Source organism: Lentzea albida, assembly GCF_900111005.1.
In the GTDB taxonomy this organism is placed as follows: Bacteria; Actinomycetota; Actinomycetes; order Mycobacteriales; family Pseudonocardiaceae; genus Lentzea; species Lentzea albida.
Genome location: NZ_FOFV01000001.1, coordinates 184,005 through 201,022, shown reverse-complemented (window position 1 = coordinate 201,022; position 17,018 = coordinate 184,005). Strand labels below are relative to the sequence as shown.

Genomic DNA, 17,018 nt, shown 5'->3' with positions numbered 1-17,018 from the left:
CCCGGAACAGTACCGGTGGACCCCGACACGAAAAGGGGACCCCGTGCACCCACCAGAGCCCGCTTATCCTTGCTGCCTTCCGGCCCTGGGGAGGTTCGCGAGATGTGTGCCGCACGAGGTCCGACGCAAGTGTAGCGAATCGATCTGGTCGAACACACGTTCGAGTTGCCCACAGCGTTGTCCACAGCTGTGAACAACGGCACCAGTCCTTTAGATCGAACGCGTGTTCGAGTTGTCCACGGGGTTGTCCTCACCTGTGGACAACTTCCTCCCCGTGGCGAGCATCAGCAGGTCAGGGGCCGGGAGGTCCGGGATCCCGGTCTCGCGAAAACGCTTGCGCGCACCCCAGAACGGGCTCCTCAGCACGTGCTCCAGCGCGGCCTCGGCCGGTTCGAGGGGCATTTCGCGGACGCGTCCCAACGGCCGTGCGACGTCCTGGCCGTGCACGAGGAAGTCGACCAACGGGTCGATCGGCGCGGCCATGGGCGCGCGCTTCGCCGAGCCCGCCGTCTCCCGGATCTGCGCGATCAACTCGGATCGGGTGAACCGCGCGGCGAGCGCACGGGCCTTCTGGTCCTCCATCCGCTCCCAGTCGAACCGCGCCCGCACCACGCCGGTGAGCACGTCCCGCCAGCCGGTGCGCGTCGACGTGGTCAGGTGGGCGGCCATCGTCTGCATCGTCCAGCCGGCGCAGAGGGTCTCCCGCTCCCACTCGGCGTCGGTCAGGTCTTCGAGGAGGTCGGCGACGCCCAGGCGTTCAGCCTCCAACCACTTCATGATCACGAGTCCCCCTCGATGACGGCCAGCCTGCGGCGCAGGAGGTCCTGTTCGGTCCCGGTGCCCGCGAGCGCGATCGCCTCGCGGTAGGCCTGGACGGCCTCGTCGTCGCGGCCCAGGCGGTGCAGCAGGTCCGCGCGGGCCGCCCGGAACGGGCGGTAGTCGCGCAGCTTGGGCTCGCCCGCCAGCTCGTCGAGCAACGCGAGACCGGCCGCGGCGCCGTCGCGCATGGCGACCGCGGCGGCCCTGTTCAGCGCGACCACCGGCGACGGGCTGAGCTTGCCCAGCACGTCGTAGAGCGCGACGATCTGCGGCCAGTCGGTGCTCGCGAAGTCCGGCGCCTCGTCGTGCAGCGCGTTGATCGCCGCCTGCACCCCGTACGGCCCGTAACCGCCGGTCAGCGCCCGTTCCGCGAGCGCGGTGCCCTCGGCGATCAGGTCGCGGTCCCAGAGCGCGCGGTCCTGGTCCTCCAGCAGTTCGGTGCGGGCCTCGCGCCGCGCGTGCACCAGCAGCATCAACGCCAGCAGACCCGCGACCTCGCGTTCGGGCAGCAGCCCGTGCAGGATCCTGGCGAGTCTGATGGCCTCCTCCGCGAGGTCGGCGCGCTGGGCCGCGTACCCCTCGGTGAAGATCGAGTACACGGCCTGCAGCACGCCGGGCAGGCGTTCCGGGAGTTCGTGCGGGTCCGGCACGCGGAACGGGATGCGCGCCTGGCTGATCTTCTTCTTCGCACGCACGATCCGTTGCTGCATGGTCGTGACGGGCACGAGGTAGGCCCGCGCGACCTCCGGCGTCGTGAAGCCGGCCAGGCAGCGCAGGACCAGCGCTCCCCTGTCCTCCTCCGCGAGCGCGGGGTGCGCGCACGTGAAGAACAGCTCCAGCCGCTCGTCCGGCAGGCCGTCGCCCGGCGGCGGATCCGCTCGGTCGACCTCGACCTGCAGCAACGCGAGCCGCGCCGCGTACGCCTGGTCACGCCGCAGGCGGTCGACGGCCTTGCGGCGCGCGGTCGTGAGCAACCACGCGCCGGGCCGGTCCGGCACCCCGTCCACCGGCCAGTGCCGCAGCGCCGCCTCGATCGCGTCGGAGGTGACCTCCTCGGCCAGGTCGAGGTCGCCGAAGCGCTTGACCAGGGTGGCGAGCAGCCTGCCGCGTTCCTCCCGGAACACCTGCTCGACGTTCATCGGCTCAGAAGTCGAACTCGGCGATCGGCCTGACGACCACGGCCCCGCCGTCGCGCGAGCCGGGGCACTTCGCCGCCCACTCCAGCGCCGCGTCGAGGTCGGGCACGTCGATGACGTCGTAGCCACCCAGCACCTCGCGGGTCTCGGCGAACGGACCGTCCGTGACGGTGCGCTTCCCGTCCTGTCCGACCTGGACGGTGGTGGCGGTGACGAGGTCGGCGAGAGAGTGCCCGGAGACCAGCACGCCCGCCTCCTTCATCTCCTTCTCGTAGGCGATCCAGTCGGCGACGGTGCAGGTCGGCTGCTGGTCGGCGGTTGCGTAGATCATCAGCATGTACTTCACGAGTGCCCTCCTCGGTTCGGCCTTACGGGATCACGACGAGCGGGTCCCCGCCAGATCGACACGGCCTCCGAACTTTTTTCGGCGACCCCCGTTTTGGGCCCCGGAACCCCCGTCCGGTAAGGTTCTCCACGGAGGATTCGCATAGCGGCCTAGTGCGCACGACTGGAAATCGTGTTGGGTTCACCCCCTCACGGGTTCAAATCCCGTATCCTCCGCTCGTCGTAAGGGCGCCGAACGTTCAACGTTCGGCGCCCTTCGCGCGTTAACGTTGCATGATGCTGCACGAAGAGCTGATGCTGCTGTTCATCAACCAGCAGAACGGAAAGCTGCACGTCGACTCCACGTCGGCGGAGAACGCGCTCGCCGGTGCCGTGCTCATCGAGCTGGTGAACTCGGGCCGCGTCGCGTTCGAGCCCAACGGCAAGAAGCTCCAGGTCGTCGATCCGACGCCGCTGAAGGACCCGCTGCTGCAGGAGTCCGTGACGAGGATCGACAAGCCGATGAAGCCGCAGAAGGCGGTGGAGCGCCTGCGGAAGAAGGTGCGCGACAACGTGCTCGCGCAGCTGGAGGGCCGTGGCGCGGTGCGGGTCGAACAGCGGAAGGTGCTCGGGATCTTCCCCGGGAAGACCTACGTGATCACCGACGAGGCCAGGAACGACGAGGTGCGCAAGGCCGTCGGCGAGGTCGCGGCCGGGTACCGGGGCGCCGACGCGCGCACGGGATCGCTGATCACCTTGCTGTACGCGGTGAAAGCCGTGCACAAGGTGTTCAGCGGCGACAAGAAGGAACTGAACAGGCGGGCCAAGGACATCGCCGCGGGCAACTGGGCCGGTGACGCCGTGCGCAGGGCCGTCGAGGCGATCCAGGCCGGCGTGACGGCCGCAACGGCAGCTGCCGCCGCCGCGTCATCTGGCTGACACGGCGACGGCAGCGCTTCGGACTACTTCTTCAGGCAGTCGATCAGGTCCTCGAGCGCGAACACGATCCTGTCGACGTTCGCGTCACCCGTGGACGGGCGGGCGCGGACGATCTGCGGGTCGTGGTCGCTCGCCTGGTCGGCGAACTCCGCGTTGATGCGGACCACGTCGTAGCTGAAGCGCGTGATGTTCTTGCTCATCACGAGGTGGTCGAGCGTCTGCGAGTTGCCCTCGAAGACGTAGCTGTACCGCTCGTTCGCGGGCAGCGTCTCGATCAGCGCCTTGAGGTTGCCGTCGCCGGTCAGCGCCTTGAGCGCGGGCGAGAACTGGTAGTCGTTCAGGTCACCCGCCAGCACCACGTTGGCGCCCTTGTCGATCGCGCGGATCTGTTCCGTGAACGCCTTCAGCGCCGCGGCCTGCTTGGCGCGCTGCACCTCGGACGAGCGGTTCGGCGGCTGGTTGCGGCCGTGGATCGCCTCGTCGCCGCCCTTGGAGTTGAAGTGGTTCGCGACGACGAAGACCGTGCGGCCGCGGAACTTGAACTCGCCGGCGAGCGGCTTGCGGCTGCTGGCCCACGCGTCGTTCAGCGGGTCGATCCGGCCCGGTGAAAGGGAAAGCGCCGCGCGGCCGTTCTTCTTCACGACCTGGACGGGCGTCTTGAAGTCGCCGCCGGGACGGTCCACGAAGGACACCCGCTGCGGGTTGAAGAAGAAGCCGACGCGGATGTTGCCGCCGGGCTCGCCGCCGTCCTTGAGGTTCTCCGGGTCGATCTGCCGCCACTGGTAGCGCGGCCCACCCTTGGCGACGATCGCGTCCGAGAACTTCTGCAGCGTCTGGTCCGCGGCGACGACACCGTCGTTGGTCGCGCCGTTGTTGTCCTGGATCTCTTCCAGCACAACGACATCAGGGCTGCGCAGGTTGGTCGTGACGCCGTCCGCGAGCCGGTCGAACTTCTCCTGCGGGTCGGACGGGTCGAGGTTCTCGACGTTGTAGGTCGCGACCGAGAGCTCGGACTCCTTCTGCTGCGCGGTGATCTCGCGCTGCAGGTTGGACGAGGTGTGCGTGCCGAGCGCCAGCGCCGCCAGCGTGTAGCCGCCGAAGTTGGTGTACTCGAGGGCACCGACGGTCGCGCCGGCGAACACGTCACCGACGTTCGCGGCGGGCAGCGTGCCAACGGTCTTGATCTTCAGGCGGCCGCTGTTCGCCTGGTCGTAGCCCGTGTAGGTGGTGCCGCCGCGCAGGTTGCGGTTCTGGTCGGGGTTGACCGTCACCCAGACCTCGCCGAACGTGTTGCTCGGGCCCACGACGCGGGCGTCGTCGACCTGCACGAGCGTGCCCTCGAGCGACTCGAAGTAGTCGAGGCCGTACTTCTCCGGCTCGAGCGGGAGCTGCTCGATGCTGCCGCCCGGCGCGGGGAGGTACCCCGCCGGGACGTTCTTCACGACGACCGGCGCCGGGACGGGGTTGCCCTTGGAGACCGTGATCGTGGTGGGCGTGGTGATCTCGGTGAGGGTCTGGTTGGAGCCCGTCTCACCGCCCGGCCGGTACTCGGCGATCGTGCCGCTGACCACGACGCTGTCGCCGACGGCGACGGTCGGGGCGCTGCCACCCGTGTAGACGAAGACGCCCTCGCTGGTGCGCGGGTCGTTGTCCGGGGCCGTGTCCTGGATCCAGAAGCCGCGGTCACCCGTGGAGCGCGTGCCGGTGACGACACCGGGGACGTTGGTGACCTTCTGGCCGTTGAGCGGCGAGATGCGCGTGACGCCCTGGATGTCGCGGATGCGCTTGTCGCCGGGGGTCGGGTCCTCGGGGTCGGGGTCCGGGTCGCCGCCGCCCGGGGTCGTCTCGCCCTTGGAGTTGACCGGGCTCGGCGCGCCGACGGTGAAGTCCGCCGAGTTGTCGTCGGTGTCGGGGAGACCCGTCTTGCGCGACGCCGACGTGGTGTTGCTCAGCGCGCCCGTCGCGGCGGCCTCGCGGACCACGGCCGTGCCGAAGCCGACGAGGTCCTTGATCCGCGTGTCGGCAGCGCAGTCGGCAGCCGTCTTGCAGGTCAGCGCCGTCGTGCCGTTGACCAGCGCGATCGTGCCGTTGGTGGCGCTCATGGCGAGGGTGCCGACGGCGTCCGGAGCCGGCAGTTCGACGGTGCCGCCCGTGCCCTTGGCCTCGGCGACGAGGTACGTCTTGCCGGGCGCGATCGAGCCGGTCAGCGGGGTGACGCCCCACTGCGTGGTCGCGCCGGGGCTGGCCGAGATGTACTGGACGCTGTAGCCGTCGAGGCTGACCGAGGCGGTGCCCTTGTTGGCGAGCTCGACGAAGTCCTGGGTCAGCGTGGCGCCGGAGTTGCCGCCGCCTCCGTAGACCTCGGAGATCAGCGCGTCGGCGCTCGGTGCGGCGACTGCGGGAACGGCGGCGAGCACGAGTGCCGCCACCGCTGTCCCGACGACGGGCAGGGTGGGTCTCAAAACTTCCTCCAGGGGATGCGGCGGACCGACGCATCCTTCCTCGATCGAGTGAGCTTTGGTAGCCGTTGTTACTAACGGTTAACCGGTTGGCCCATCAAAAATCACTCGAACAAGTGTTCGATCATGGTGTACGCTCACTCTCGGAACGCCGGCCGGTGGGCCCCTCCCAGGCACAGGCCGGCGTCCCTACATCCACGGGTGTGGGGATACCGAGCTACGAGCGCCGCTGCGCCGAGATCATCAACCAGACCGAACTGCTCACGTCGTCTCTGACCGACGCCGACCTGGGCGTTCAGGTGCCGTCCACACCGGACTGGACCCTCAACCAACTGCTGCGCCACGTCGGCCACGCCCACCGCTGGGCCGACTCGATGCTGCGCGACAGACTTCCGGAGATCGACTTCTCCCGCAACGGCGCACAACTCCTCGCGTCGTATGTGGGTGAAACGGCCTCGGAGCTCATCCCGTGGCTCACGGAGGGCGCGGCCTCGCTCGCGGAGGTGCTGCGCGAGGTCGACCCGGACGAGATGATCGCGCCGCTCGGCGGCTTCCCGGGCCCCCGTGTGTGGTCACGGCGGATGACGCACGAGACCGTGATCCACAGGTGGGACGTGTGCAACGCCGTGGGCGTGCCGTTCGCGCTGGACCCCGAGATCGCCCAGGACACCCTGCGCGAGTGGACCGGCCTCGCCCTGCCGTACTCGTTCACGCGGTGGCCGGACCAGACCGCGCCGCTCGTGGGTTCGGGCACCGTGCACCTGCACGCGACGGACGTCGAGGCGGAGTTCGTGATCGATCTCACCGGGTCTGCGCCGGTGGTCTCGGAGGGGCACGTGAAGGCTTCGGTGGCGTTGCGCGGGCCCGTCGTCGATCTGGTGCTGGCCGGGTACCGCCGGCGGTCGCTGGAGGGGCTGGAGGTGTTCGGGGACGCGGACCTGCTGACGTCGATGCTGGAGCGCGTACGTTTCTGAGCATGGGGTCCTTGGACTACGGGGAACGGCTGGCCACGATCGTCTCCGAGACTTCACTGCTGGTCGCCGGGATCGAGGGCGCCGACCTCTCGGTCCCGGTCCCGGCCACGCCGAGTTGGTCGCTGAACCAGCTGCTGCGCCACGTCGGGTACGCGCACCGGTGGGTCGCGCAGATGGTCGGCGAGCGGTTCCCGGAGATCGACAGATCCCTCAGCAAGGCGCACTCCGTCGAGGAGTACGCCGGCGAGACGGCCGCCGAACTGTCGCCGTGGCTCGTGGAGGGTGCAGCCCTGATCGCGGACACCATGGCGTCCGTCGCACCCCACGACATGATCGCGGTGCTGCGTCCCGGCAGACCGGGACCGGACTTCTGGTCGACGCGCATGGCGCAGGAGACGGTCATGCACCGCTTCGACGCCTTCGAGGCGCTCGGCCTGCCGTTCTCGGTCCCGGACCGGATCGCCGAGGACGCGCTGCACGAGTGGATGACCACCATCGTGGAGATCATCTTCGACCTCCGGCCCGCCGCCTCCGCGCTGCTCGGGTCCAGCCGCCTGCACTTCGAGGCGACCGACTCACCCCAGAACTGGACGGTGGACCTCACCGGAAGCGCGCCCGTGGTGGTGCAGGAACGGCAGGAGGCGGCGGTAACCGCGCGCGGGCCGGCTTTCGACCTCGTGCTGGCGCTGTACCAGCGGCGCGGTGCGGAAGGTCTGGAGGTGCGCGGGGACTCCGGGTTGCTGGGGAAGTTCCTGGACGCGATGAGGTTCTGATGTCCCTGACCCACACCGGGAACGAGTTCATCAATGTCCGCGACGGCAGCTACCAGTGGGTCTGGCTGGACCACTACCGGCTGGCCGCCGTGGACGACCAGGACGCGCTCGCGGCGATGATCGACCACGAGCTGTTCGGCGACAACCACGCAGGCGGCGATCCAGGCGACGACCCGACCCGGCACGGTCCGTACTGGCGGGACCGCGTCCGCACCGCCGACTACGAACCCGTACCGGCCGAAGCGGCCGAGTCGGTCCTGCGGACCTGGGCCGTCACGCCTCCGGCCGAGGTCCTGGACGATCTGCACGCCACGTACCGGCGGCTCCACGCGGCGGAGCGGGTCTACCGGCTGCGTGACCTCGGGACGGAGGCTCAGCACGACTGGGGTTGGGTGCTGGACTCGTTCGAGGAGTTCGTGCTGATCGGCCCGGGAACGCTGACGGTGGTCATCGCGGGCAGCGACTAACGGCCGAGCTCCTCCCTCGCCGCGTCGAGGAACGCCACCTTGGGCCCGCGGAGGTGGTCCCACAGCGTGCCCTCGTCGGGTGCGTGCCACACGACGTGATCGAGAGCCTTGACGTAGGCGCGGGCCAGCTCGTGCAGGGACGAGGTGAACAGGACGTGGATCATCCGCTCGCAGACCCAGAGCTCGTCGACGACGTCCAGCGCCGAGTTCTTCCAGGCAGGCGTGTCGTCGCGGTCCTCGGCGGCGCGTTCCGCCTGCTGGGCCACCTTGATGAACTCGCGCAACAGCTCGAGGCGCTCGGCCCGGCGGGCGTCGGCGCGCTCGGCGGTCTGGCGGCGGACGTCGTTGCGTTCGACGCGGCGCGCGACGCTGTTCTGCACTAGGGAGGACAGGCCGCCGCCGAGCAACACGCCGGTCAGGGAGAGGATCGCGACCCACAGCTGTGTCTGCATGGCGCGAATTCCTACCAAAACGTCAGAGCCCCGGTTGCCATGATCGGCAACCGGGGCTCTGAGCAGCGGTGGCGGTGGGATTTGAACCCACGGAGGCTTGCACCTCACACGCTTTCGAGGCGTGCTCCTTCGGCCGCTCGGACACGCCACCGATAAGAACAATACACAGCCCTCGAAACGGGTTTAACGCTGGGTCCGGAAGAAGCGTTCGAGCAGGTCAGCGCACTCGTGCTCCAGCACGCCGCCCTGGACCTCGGGTCTGTGGTTGAGCCTGGGGTCGCGCACGACGTCCCAGAGCGAGCTCACGGCACCGGTTTTGGGCTCCCAGGCGCCGAAGACGAGACGCGAAACACGTGCGAGCACGAGGGCGCCGGCGCACATGGTGCAGGGTTCGAGGGTCACGGCGAGGGTGCAGCCGTCGAGGCGCCAGCCGTCGCCGTACTTGGAGGCCGCCTCGCGCAACGCCAGGACCTCGGCGTGCGCGGTGGGGTCGCCCAACGCCTCGCGCGCGTTGCAGGCCTCGGCCAGGACCGAGCCGTCCGGGGCGTAGACGACGGCGCCGATCGGCACGTCCCGGCCCGACGCCGACGCCGCGCGCAGGGCGGCTCGGACCATGTCCTCCGCGGGGATCACGCCTGGATCGTGTCGAGCAGCTTGGTGAACTCGTCGATGAAGCCGATGCGCTGGGCGATCATCTGGAGCTGCTCGTCGGGGTAGAGGTCGACCTCGTCGACGATGATCTGGAGTTCGTGCGAGGGCATGCCGAGGTCGGACAGGACGCCGAGGTCGCCTTCCGGCCAGAGCTCGTTGTCCTCCTCGTCCGGGGGTTCGACGCGCAGCAGGTCCAGTACGTCGGCGGCGATGTCGTAGTCGAGGGCGGCGGCCGCGTCCGACAGCAGCAGCGCCACGCCGCCCGGCACGGGGCGGAGGATGATGAAGAACTCGTCGTCGACGGCGAGGAGCCCGAACACGGCTCCGGCCGACCTCAGTTGGCGCAGCTGTGTGATCGCCGCGTCCAGCTCCGACAGCGCGGAGCTGTCCATCCTGCTGCACCGCCAGCGGCCGTCCTCCCGGACAACCGCGACCGCGAAGCCGTTGACCGGCTCCTGCTGTGTCATGTGCACACCGTAGGGCCCAGACGACCTTCCCGGTAGCCGAGGTGGTGGCACCATCGGTAGATGAGCACAACTACGCCGGACCCCCGCCTCGCCGGACTGCTCGAAGGGGCGCGTGCGCTCCAACCCCGCACGGTGGCGCTGCGGCGGCAGATCCACCGGCACCCCGAGCAGGGCCTCCAGCTCCCCAGGACGCAGGCGGCGATCCTGCACGCGCTGGAGGGGTTGCCCGTCAAGGTCACGAAGGGTGAGTCGACGACCTCCGTCGTGGCGGTGCTCGAGGGCGACCAGCCGGGCCCGACCGTGCTGCTGCGCGGCGACATGGACGGCCTGCCGCTGCAGGAGGACACGGGCCTGCCGTTCGCGTCCGAAGTGGACGGCAACATGCACGCCTGCGGCCACGACACGCACGTGGCGATGCTGGCGAGCTCCGCGCGCCTGCTCGCGGACCGGCGCGACGCCCTCAAGGGCCGGGTGCTCTTCATGTTCCAGCCGGGCGAGGAGGGCCACCACGGCGCCCGGTACATGATCGAGGAAGGCCTGCTCGACGACGGTGTGGAGAAGGCGTTCGCGCTGCACATCACGTCGACCATGAAGTCGGGCGTGGTGACGTGCCGGCCGGGCCCGATGATGGCGTCCGCGGACACGTTCCACGTGCACGTGAAGGGCCGCGGCGGTCACGGCGCGATGCCGCACAACGCCCTCGACCCGGTGCCCGCCGCGGCCGCGATGGTCGGGGCGATCCAGACGATGCTCGGCAGGCGGGTCAGCGTGCACCAGCCCGCGGTCGTGACGGTCGCGCAGATCAACGCCGGGACGACGACGAACATCATCCCCGAGGTGGCGACCCTGGACGGGACGATCAGGACGTTGTCCGAGGAGACGCGCTCGCTGGTCCACAAGGAGCTCAAGCAGACCGTCAAGCACACCGCCGCCGCCTACGGGTGCCACGCCGAGGTCAGCATCGTGCCCGGCTACCCGGTCACGGTGAACGACGACGTCGTGGGGCAGCACGTGGTGGAACTGGCCGCGCAGGCGATGGGCGCCACGTGGAGCGAGCCCATGCAGGACCCGCTGATGGGCGCGGAGGACTTCTCGTACGTGTTGCAGCGGGTTCCCGGGGCGCTGGCGTTCCTCGGGGCGTGCCCGCGCGGCATCGACCTGGAGGAGGCGGCGCCGAACCACTCGAACCGGGTGCTGTTCGACGAGGCCGCCATGGAGCACGGGGTCGCGATGTACGCGGCGTTCGCGCTGGACGCCCTCCGCTAGTTGCAGGTACGCGTCGCACGGAATGATGGGTGCCGTGCGAGACGTGTGCGTGATCGGACTGGGACTGATCGGCGGCTCCGTGCTGCGTGCCGCCAAGGCTGCCGGGCGCACGGTGTGGGGTGCGACGGCGAGCAAGGAGGACGCGGACAGGGCACGCGCCGAGGGCTTCGACGTCGTCGCGGTGGACGAGGCCCTCGGCCGCGACCCCGAGGCGCTCGTGGTCCTCGCCGTGCCGCTGCCCGCCCTGCCCGACCTGCTGCGCAAGGTCCCGGCCGGCACCAGGCTCACCGACGTCACCAGCGTCAAGGGGCCCGTGCACGACGCCGTGCACCGGTACGCGAAGGACGTCAGGTTCGTCGGCGGGCACCCCATGGCCGGCACGAGCAGGAGTGGCTGGGACGCGGGCAGCGCCACGCTCTTCGAGAACGCCGCCTGGGTCGTCACGCCCGAGGAGGCCGACGACCACCTCAACGACGTCATCCGGCTCGCGCTCGACCTGAAAGCCCACGTCGTGCCCACGACGCCGGAGGAGCACGACGAGGCGGTCGCGCGGATCAGCCACCTGCCGCACATCATGGCGTCGGTCCTGGCCGCGGTCGGGGCCGACGGCGGGCCGCTGGCGATGGCGCTCGCGGCGGGCAGCTTCGGGGACGGCACGCGGGTCGCGGGCAGCAGGCCCGAGCTCGTCAGGGCCATGTGCGAGGGGAACCGGGACGCACTGCTGATGGCGGTCGACGACGCCCTCGGCCGGCTGGGCGCGGCACGGGGTTCGCTGGCCTCCACCGGGGGGCTCGCGAAGACCATCGAGGCAGGGCACGAGGGCAGGAACGCGCTGGTCAGCCAGCCGAACCGGACGCCGATCACGATCGACCTCACCAAGCCGGGGGCCCTGGCGGCACTGCGCAACCTCGGGTCCCGCGGCGGGCGCGTGGTTGGGCTGAACGGCAGTACTGCTTCTGCGGAAACGTCGTAAGGTCGCCGGGTGGATCGACGGACGCTCGCCGGTGGCCTCGGTGGTTTCGCGCTCGTCGTGGCCGCCGTCGTGGCGCTGCGCACCGGGGACGCGCCGGACACGCTGAAGAAGGAGATCGCGGACGGCGTCGAGGTCGTGGCGTCGCAGGAGCCGATGAAGCCCGCCAACGCGAGGGCGCAGGCGCTCGACGTGGACGCGCTGCAGATCGCGTGGAACGGCTCGGCGTCGGCCTACGAGGTGCGCTGGAACGGCAACGAGCAGCTGGTGCCCACGCCCGAGGTCGAACTGCCGGGGCTGAACCCCGACGAGGAGACGCAGGTCGAGATCCGCGCCGTCAGCGCGACCGGCAGGCGCAGCGAGCCGCTCACGATCGCCGCGAAGCCCAAGGACGTCTTCAACGGCAAGTGGGACGACCAGCTCGTCGGCCCTGCGGACAGGTTCGACGGCCCCGAGTCGCTCGACCCGCGCAAGTGGCGGGTCGAGGCGGAGCCGGACTGCCTCGGGCTGCGGCCGTTCGGGCAGGGCAAGCGCGTCGACGTCGACTGCCCCATGGCGGCGTTCCAGTCGAACACGCCCATCCGCTTCGGCGTTCCCGCGGGTGACGGCGCGATCGGCCGGGCGATCATCGGCGTCGCGGGCGCGGCCGAGTCGAGCCACGTGCGGCTGACGTTGCTGGGTGACCCGTGGCAGTACCTGAAGGAGACCGACGCGCAGCCGAAGGGCGCGGTCAGCCTCGACATCACGACGCAGGGCACGCGGATCATCGCCGACCCCGAACTCCCCCGCACCGGCAAGCAGGTCGACCTGGGCGACGCGCCGATGACCGGGCTCGTCGCGGGCGTGCGGCACCGCTGGGAGATGCGGGTGCTGCCGGACGCCGTGGTCGCGCTGCGGGACGGCGTCGTGGTCGCGTACGAACCCGTCGCGATCAGGGAACCGGTGGTGCACCCGCGGATCCGCATCGACGGCGGTGGGTTCCTGGACGCGTTCGGCGTCGGCGGCGTGGCGGAACGGGTCGTGCCCACCGAGGTCATCCCGCTCGACCAGGACGTCGCACTGCCGCAGGACGTCGTCGCCGTGAAGCTCGTGAAGCCGGAGAACGGCCGGGTCACGGTCACCGACGTGCCGCTGACCTCGGCGAAGGTCGCCGCGCAGGACGCCAGGCTCGTGGTCGTCCGCAAGCCCGAGAGCCGTCCCGGCGCGCTCCCCCGGCTCGTGGACCGGCCCGGCGGCATCAAGACCGGCTCTCCGAGGCTGCACGTGATGCACGAGGACGGTGCCAAGCCGCCACAGCCGTTGCCTCGCACGGGCCGTGTGCTCGTCACGGCCGAGGTAAACGCAATCGGGCACAAGGGCATCGAGCTCGAACTCGACGGCAAGCGGATCGTGGCGCTGCCCACGAACGAACAGGGTTCCGCGGTCCCCGGAAGGCACGAGTTCTGGCTCGACGCCAAGGCATTGCCCTCGTCTTCACACGCTCGGCTCAAGCTGAGCGTCCTCCCGGCGGACGGTGGCGAACCCGTTATCGCGGAAACCGTGTTCCAGCTGGGGTGAACGCCTTAGCGTGACTGCTGTGAAGCGGGTCGTCCTCGTCGTCGCGGGGCTCGCGCTGGTGGCGGGCGTCATCGTGCTGCGCGACACCGGCGGGAGCGACCTGCCCACGGCTCCCCCTCCGCCGACGAAGCTCAAGGCGTACTCGGGTGAGCAGGTGCTCGTGCCGGGCCCGCAGGGTCGTCCGGCCACGCCGTCGAAGGTCGTCGCCTCCCCCGGCAGCCACCGGATCGGGCTCAGCTGGACCGGTGACGCGCCCGCGTTCGAGGTGAGGTGGGGCAACCGGTCGAAGCTCGTCACGCGTCCCGGCACCCAGCTCAACGGCCTCGAGAACGACCGCGAGCAGCAGATCGAGATCCGCGCCGTCGACGCGTTCGGTCAGCGCTCCCAGCCGGCACTGGCCAAGGCGACTCCCCGCGCCGACAACGCCTCCTACACCTACGTCGACCGGTTCGACTCCGCCGACGAGCCCGACCTCCAGCGTTGGAGGCTCTCCAAGCGCACTGACTGCGCCCGCGCGACCAGCGGTGACGGCGACGACCACGACCGGCTCGTGATCAGCAGCAGCTGCGGCACCCGCGCGGTGACGCTCCGCTCCCGCACGCCGTTCGTCCGCGGCGACGACGAGAGCCGGCTCGTGGTCGAGACCGACGCCCCGGGCACCGGCGGCAAGCTGCTGCTCGACCTCGTGCCGGGCCCGGTCAGCGTGCAGGGCGAGCCGGTGCCGCCCAACACCGTCCGCGCGACGGTCTCCACCGACAACTCCGGCAACTCGATCGTCGAGCTCGTCCCGGACGGCACCGCGGTCAAGCCGATCCCCGCCGCGGTGCCGGGGATGACCGTGCGTTGGGAGATCGTGCTGACTCCTCAGGGCGTGCGCGTCGAACGCAACGGAGACGTCGTCGCGACCTCGCCGTTCGTGCCGGCCTGGCGCGAGGCGACGGCCCTGGTCGGCGTCGCGGCGCTGGCGGGCGACCGGATCCGCGCCGGCGTCGACCTGATCGGCTTCCGGACCGCGAAGGCCGACACTCCGGCCGCGGGTCCGACGCCGCAGGTGCGCGTCGACGGCCCGGCGGGCACCGACGCGCGCCCCCTCGCCGACGTCACCGCAGGTCAGCTGCGCATCGCCCTGATCCCGTCGCGCGAGAGCCCGCCCGTCACCGCCGTGGAGGTCAACGGCGTCGAGGTGCCGTTGCGACCGGCCGTCGAGGGCACGCCCTGGAAGCCGGGCGCGGAGTACCCGGCCGTCGCCGACCTGCCGAAAGAGGCTTTCGCGGACAACGTGAACGTCCAGCTGGTCACGCAGGAACGCATCCAGGTCACCCACACCGACGTGGAGTTGGTCGGCTCGAAGCCCGTCGCACAACGCCAGGCCGGCACGCCCCTGGTCGACGCCCTGCCGACGCTCGCCGACCCGGTCCCCGAGGTCCTCGACGCGAGCGGCCAGCCCATCGAGAACGGCGCCGCGTTCAACCGCGGCCGCGTGGTGCTGGAGGTCCGCGTGAACGCCCTCGACGCGGCCGTCGCGGGCCTCGCCGGGTTCGAGATCAGGCTCGACGGCAACCACGTGGCGACCGTCCCGACGACCGCGGACGGCCCCGCGGCGGCGGGCCGGTGGCGGATCTCCCTGAACACGGGCGCGATGAGAGCCGGGGCGCACGCGATCGAGGTCAAGGCCTTCAGCACCGATTCAGACGTGCACCCCGAAACGGGCTACGTTCCTTTTTTGCTCAAGCCGTGAGTGTCGCAAGATGGGTCCCATGGCACGCGCACTGATCATCGACGCCGCCCGCACACCGTTCGGCAGGTACCGGGGAGGGCTCTCCGGCATCCGCGTGGACGACCTCGCGGCGCTGCCCATCGTCGACCTGCTGCGCCGCTACCCGTCGCTCGACCTCGCGCGCATCGACGACGTGCTGCTGGGCGACGCGAACGGCGCCGGCGAGGACAACCGCAACGTCGCCCGCATGGCCGCGCTGCTGGCCGGCCTGCCGGTCTCCGTCCCGGGCGCGACGCTGAACCGGCTGTGCGCGTCCGGCGGCGAGTCGATCATCCAGGCCGCCCGCGCGTTGATCACCGGGGACGCCGACCTGATCGTCGCCGGCGGTGTCGAGGGGATGTCGCGGGCGCCGTTCGTGACGGCGCGGCCCGACAAGGCGTTCCCGGACCGGCTGGAGACCGTGTCGACGGCGCTCGGCTGGCGCCTCGTGAACCCGCGCATGCCCAAGCACTACACCGTGCCGCTGGGCCTGGCCGCCGAGAACGTCGCCACGGAACTGGGGTTCACGCGCGAGCAGATGGACAACTTCGCGCTCCGCTCGCACCGCCGTGCCTCCGCCGCGTGGGGCGCGGGCGTGCACGAGGGTTTCGCGTTCCCCGTGCAACTCCCGGACGGGACGGCGATCCGGCGCGACGAGAACGTCCGCGCCGACACGAGCATCGAGAAGCTCTCGAAGCTGAAGCCCGCGTTCTCGGAGGGAGGATCGGTGACGGCCGGCAACGCGTCGCCGTTGAACGACGGCGCTGTCGCTGCCCTGCTCGGCACGGAAGCGATCGCGTCGGAGCTGGGCATCGAACCGCTCGGCGAGGTGCTCGGGTCGGCGACCACCGGCGAGGAGCCGCACCGGTTCACGGTCGCGCCCGTCTCGGCGATCCGGAAGTTGTTGAAGCGCCTGCACCTCGAGGCCGAGCAGGTCGACCTGTGGGAGATCAACGAGGCCTTCGCCGCGATGGTCCTGTCGGTGGTGCACCACCTCCCCGAGATCGACAAGGAGAAGGTGAACGTCCACGGCGGCGCGATCGCCTACGGACACCCGCTCGGCGCCTCGATGCCGCGCGTGATCATCGACCTGTGCCGCCACCTGCGGGCTCGTGGTGGCGGCGTCGGCATCGCCGCGGCGTGCGTGGGCGTCGGGCAGGGCGTGGCCGTGGGGGTGCGCGTCTAGTCCTTCGAGGGCCCCGAGTGCAGGATCGCCCGTGACTGCTCTGCCGCGCGCACGATCGCCTCGCTCACGAAGTCGAGGAACCGCGCGATGTTCTCCAGCCGGACGGCCGCGGGTGTGCCCGGGCCGAGGCCGCTGACGCCGTGGCGCGCCGCCTCGGCGAGCTTGGTCGTGCCGGCGGCGCTGGCGATCATCGACTGGTACCAGATGTCGCCGTCGTCGACGACGTAGCGCTCGCGGCGGCGTTCGTCGCGCACGCGGCCGATCAGGCCCTGACTTTCCAGGTACGCCATGGCTTTCGAGACCGAGGCCGGGCTGACCTGCAGGTGCGCCACCAGTTCCGCCGCGGTGAGGCTGCCGGAGTCGGTGGCGTAGAGGCTCGCGAGCGCCCTCGCCGTCATCTTCGGCAGGCCCTGGCCGATGAAGATCTCCGAGAACACGTCCTCGAACTCCCGCACGGCCTCGGGATCGCGTCCGTCGGCGCGGGGCGGGACCTGCCTGCCCTTCGGGGCGGCCTGCTTGCGCCGCTGCGAACGGCGTTCGGTGGCCAGTTGGGCGATGTCGGGCTTGTAGCCGGCCGGACCTCCGTTGCGCATGACCTCGCGCGTGACCGTCGAGGTGGGCCGGTCGAGGCTCCTCGCGATCTCCGCGTACGCGAGGCCGTCGGCCAGGCCGATGGCGATCTGGCGGCGTTCCTGCTGGGTGAGTCGACCTCCTGGCATGCGCGGAGCATAGCGTTCAGCTGCACATCATTGCAACGTGCGTTGCATTAGATCTACAGCTCGTTGCAATGATAATGCGCTTTTGAACTGCATATATCGCCAT

General features: G+C 70.5%; 17 protein-coding genes, 2 tRNA genes and 1 other RNA gene. 10 read left to right on the top strand and 10 right to left on the bottom strand.

Annotated elements, in window-relative coordinates; all coding sequences use genetic code 11:
• Nucleotides 1-30 precede the first annotated feature (30 nt).
• The 4 genes from ffs to BMY74_RS01025 form a co-directional block, all read right to left on the bottom strand.
• Nucleotides 31-125: signal recognition particle sRNA small type (ffs, locus tag BMY74_RS01040), an RNA gene on the bottom strand.
• Between the two features lie 85 nt (nucleotides 126-210).
• Nucleotides 211-777 (bottom strand): maleylpyruvate isomerase family mycothiol-dependent enzyme, encoded by a 567-nt coding sequence (locus BMY74_RS01035; protein WP_089910238.1) that lies wholly within the window; start codon nucleotides 775-777, stop codon nucleotides 211-213.
• Between the two features lie 2 nt (nucleotides 778-779).
• Nucleotides 780-1,958 carry an RNA polymerase sigma factor gene (locus BMY74_RS01030; protein WP_089907968.1) on the bottom strand — a complete coding sequence of 393 codons (1,179 nt, stop codon included), beginning with the start codon at nucleotides 1,956-1,958 and terminating at the stop codon, nucleotides 780-782.
• A 4-nt stretch (nucleotides 1,959-1,962) separates the two neighbouring features.
• Nucleotides 1,963-2,301, bottom strand: a complete 339-nt coding sequence (locus BMY74_RS01025; RefSeq protein WP_089907965.1) for a YciI family protein — start codon at nucleotides 2,299-2,301, stop codon at nucleotides 1,963-1,965.
• Between the two features lie 130 nt (nucleotides 2,302-2,431).
• Here BMY74_RS01025 and BMY74_RS01020 point away from each other — a divergent pair.
• Together BMY74_RS01020 and BMY74_RS01015 are read left to right on the top strand one after the other, a co-directional pair.
• Nucleotides 2,432-2,516, top strand: a tRNA-Ser gene (locus BMY74_RS01020).
• A 60-nt stretch (nucleotides 2,517-2,576) separates the two neighbouring features.
• Nucleotides 2,577-3,218 carry a GOLPH3/VPS74 family protein gene (locus BMY74_RS01015; RefSeq protein ID WP_177229514.1) on the top strand — a complete coding sequence of 214 codons (642 nt, stop codon included), beginning with the start codon at nucleotides 2,577-2,579 and terminating at the stop codon, nucleotides 3,216-3,218.
• 23 nt (nucleotides 3,219-3,241) lie between these two features.
• Here the strand turns inward: BMY74_RS01015 and BMY74_RS01010 are convergent, their stop codons facing one another.
• A complete protein-coding gene (locus BMY74_RS01010) occupies nucleotides 3,242-5,680 on the bottom strand; it encodes an endonuclease/exonuclease/phosphatase family protein (RefSeq protein ID WP_342716563.1) in 2,439 nt (812 codons plus the stop codon).
• Nucleotides 5,681-5,880: 200 nt separating this feature from the next.
• Between BMY74_RS01010 and BMY74_RS01005 the strand changes: the two genes are divergently transcribed.
• From BMY74_RS01005 to BMY74_RS00995, 3 genes are read left to right on the top strand one after another with little or no spacing between them, the layout of a single operon-like run.
• A complete protein-coding gene (locus BMY74_RS01005; RefSeq protein WP_177229513.1) occupies nucleotides 5,881-6,651 on the top strand; it encodes a maleylpyruvate isomerase family mycothiol-dependent enzyme in 771 nt (256 codons plus the stop codon).
• A 2-nt stretch (nucleotides 6,652-6,653) separates the two neighbouring features.
• The gene (locus BMY74_RS01000) at nucleotides 6,654-7,424 is read left to right on the top strand and encodes a maleylpyruvate isomerase family mycothiol-dependent enzyme (RefSeq protein WP_089907956.1); all 771 of its coding nucleotides are present in this window, start codon (nucleotides 6,654-6,656) and stop codon (nucleotides 7,422-7,424) included.
• Nucleotides 7,424-7,891 (top strand): hypothetical protein, encoded by a 468-nt coding sequence (locus tag BMY74_RS00995; RefSeq protein ID WP_089907952.1) that lies wholly within the window; start codon nucleotides 7,424-7,426, stop codon nucleotides 7,889-7,891. Before BMY74_RS01000 ends, BMY74_RS00995 begins: the two co-directional genes overlap by 1 nt.
• Here BMY74_RS00995 and BMY74_RS00990 read toward each other — a convergent pair.
• The 4 genes from BMY74_RS00990 to BMY74_RS00975 form a co-directional block, all read right to left on the bottom strand.
• Nucleotides 7,888-8,343, bottom strand: a complete 456-nt coding sequence (locus BMY74_RS00990) for a hypothetical protein (RefSeq protein ID WP_089907949.1) — start codon at nucleotides 8,341-8,343, stop codon at nucleotides 7,888-7,890. The genes BMY74_RS00995 and BMY74_RS00990 overlap by 4 nt on opposite strands.
• 66 nt (nucleotides 8,344-8,409) lie before the next feature.
• Nucleotides 8,410-8,494 (bottom strand) — tRNA-Ser (locus tag BMY74_RS00985).
• Nucleotides 8,495-8,526: 32 nt separating this feature from the next.
• On the bottom strand, nucleotides 8,527-8,958 hold the full coding sequence (locus tag BMY74_RS00980; protein ID WP_089910232.1) for a nucleoside deaminase: 432 nt from the start codon (nucleotides 8,956-8,958) through the stop codon (nucleotides 8,527-8,529).
• 14 nt (nucleotides 8,959-8,972) lie between these two features.
• A complete protein-coding gene (locus BMY74_RS00975; RefSeq protein ID WP_177229512.1) occupies nucleotides 8,973-9,461 on the bottom strand; it encodes a tRNA adenosine deaminase-associated protein in 489 nt (162 codons plus the stop codon).
• Between the two features lie 60 nt (nucleotides 9,462-9,521).
• On the opposite strand from BMY74_RS00975, the gene BMY74_RS00970 reads away from it, so the two are divergent.
• Genes BMY74_RS00970 through BMY74_RS00950 form a run of 5 tightly spaced genes read left to right on the top strand, consistent with a single transcriptional unit; the run spans nucleotide 9,522 to nucleotide 16,196 of the window.
• Entirely contained in the window at nucleotides 9,522-10,727 is a 1,206-nt protein-coding gene (locus tag BMY74_RS00970) for a M20 metallopeptidase family protein (RefSeq protein ID WP_089907942.1), read from the top strand.
• A 25-nt stretch (nucleotides 10,728-10,752) separates the two neighbouring features.
• Nucleotides 10,753-11,700, top strand: a complete 948-nt coding sequence (locus BMY74_RS00965) for a prephenate dehydrogenase (RefSeq protein ID WP_177229511.1) — start codon at nucleotides 10,753-10,755, stop codon at nucleotides 11,698-11,700.
• Between the two features lie 9 nt (nucleotides 11,701-11,709).
• Nucleotides 11,710-13,254 carry a fibronectin type III domain-containing protein gene (locus tag BMY74_RS00960; protein ID WP_089907938.1) on the top strand — a complete coding sequence of 515 codons (1,545 nt, stop codon included), beginning with the start codon at nucleotides 11,710-11,712 and terminating at the stop codon, nucleotides 13,252-13,254.
• 19 nt (nucleotides 13,255-13,273) lie between these two features.
• Complete coding sequence (locus tag BMY74_RS00955; protein ID WP_089907935.1) at nucleotides 13,274-14,992, top strand: hypothetical protein; 1,719 nt, start codon at nucleotides 13,274-13,276, stop codon at nucleotides 14,990-14,992.
• A 19-nt stretch (nucleotides 14,993-15,011) separates the two neighbouring features.
• On the top strand, nucleotides 15,012-16,196 hold the full coding sequence (locus tag BMY74_RS00950; protein WP_089910225.1) for a thiolase family protein: 1,185 nt from the start codon (nucleotides 15,012-15,014) through the stop codon (nucleotides 16,194-16,196).
• On the opposite strand, the gene BMY74_RS00945 is transcribed toward BMY74_RS00950, so the two are convergent.
• Nucleotides 16,193-16,915 carry a GbsR/MarR family transcriptional regulator gene (locus tag BMY74_RS00945; protein ID WP_089907932.1) on the bottom strand — a complete coding sequence of 241 codons (723 nt, stop codon included), beginning with the start codon at nucleotides 16,913-16,915 and terminating at the stop codon, nucleotides 16,193-16,195. The genes BMY74_RS00950 and BMY74_RS00945 overlap by 4 nt on opposite strands.
• Between the last annotated feature and the right edge of the window lie 103 nt (nucleotides 16,916-17,018).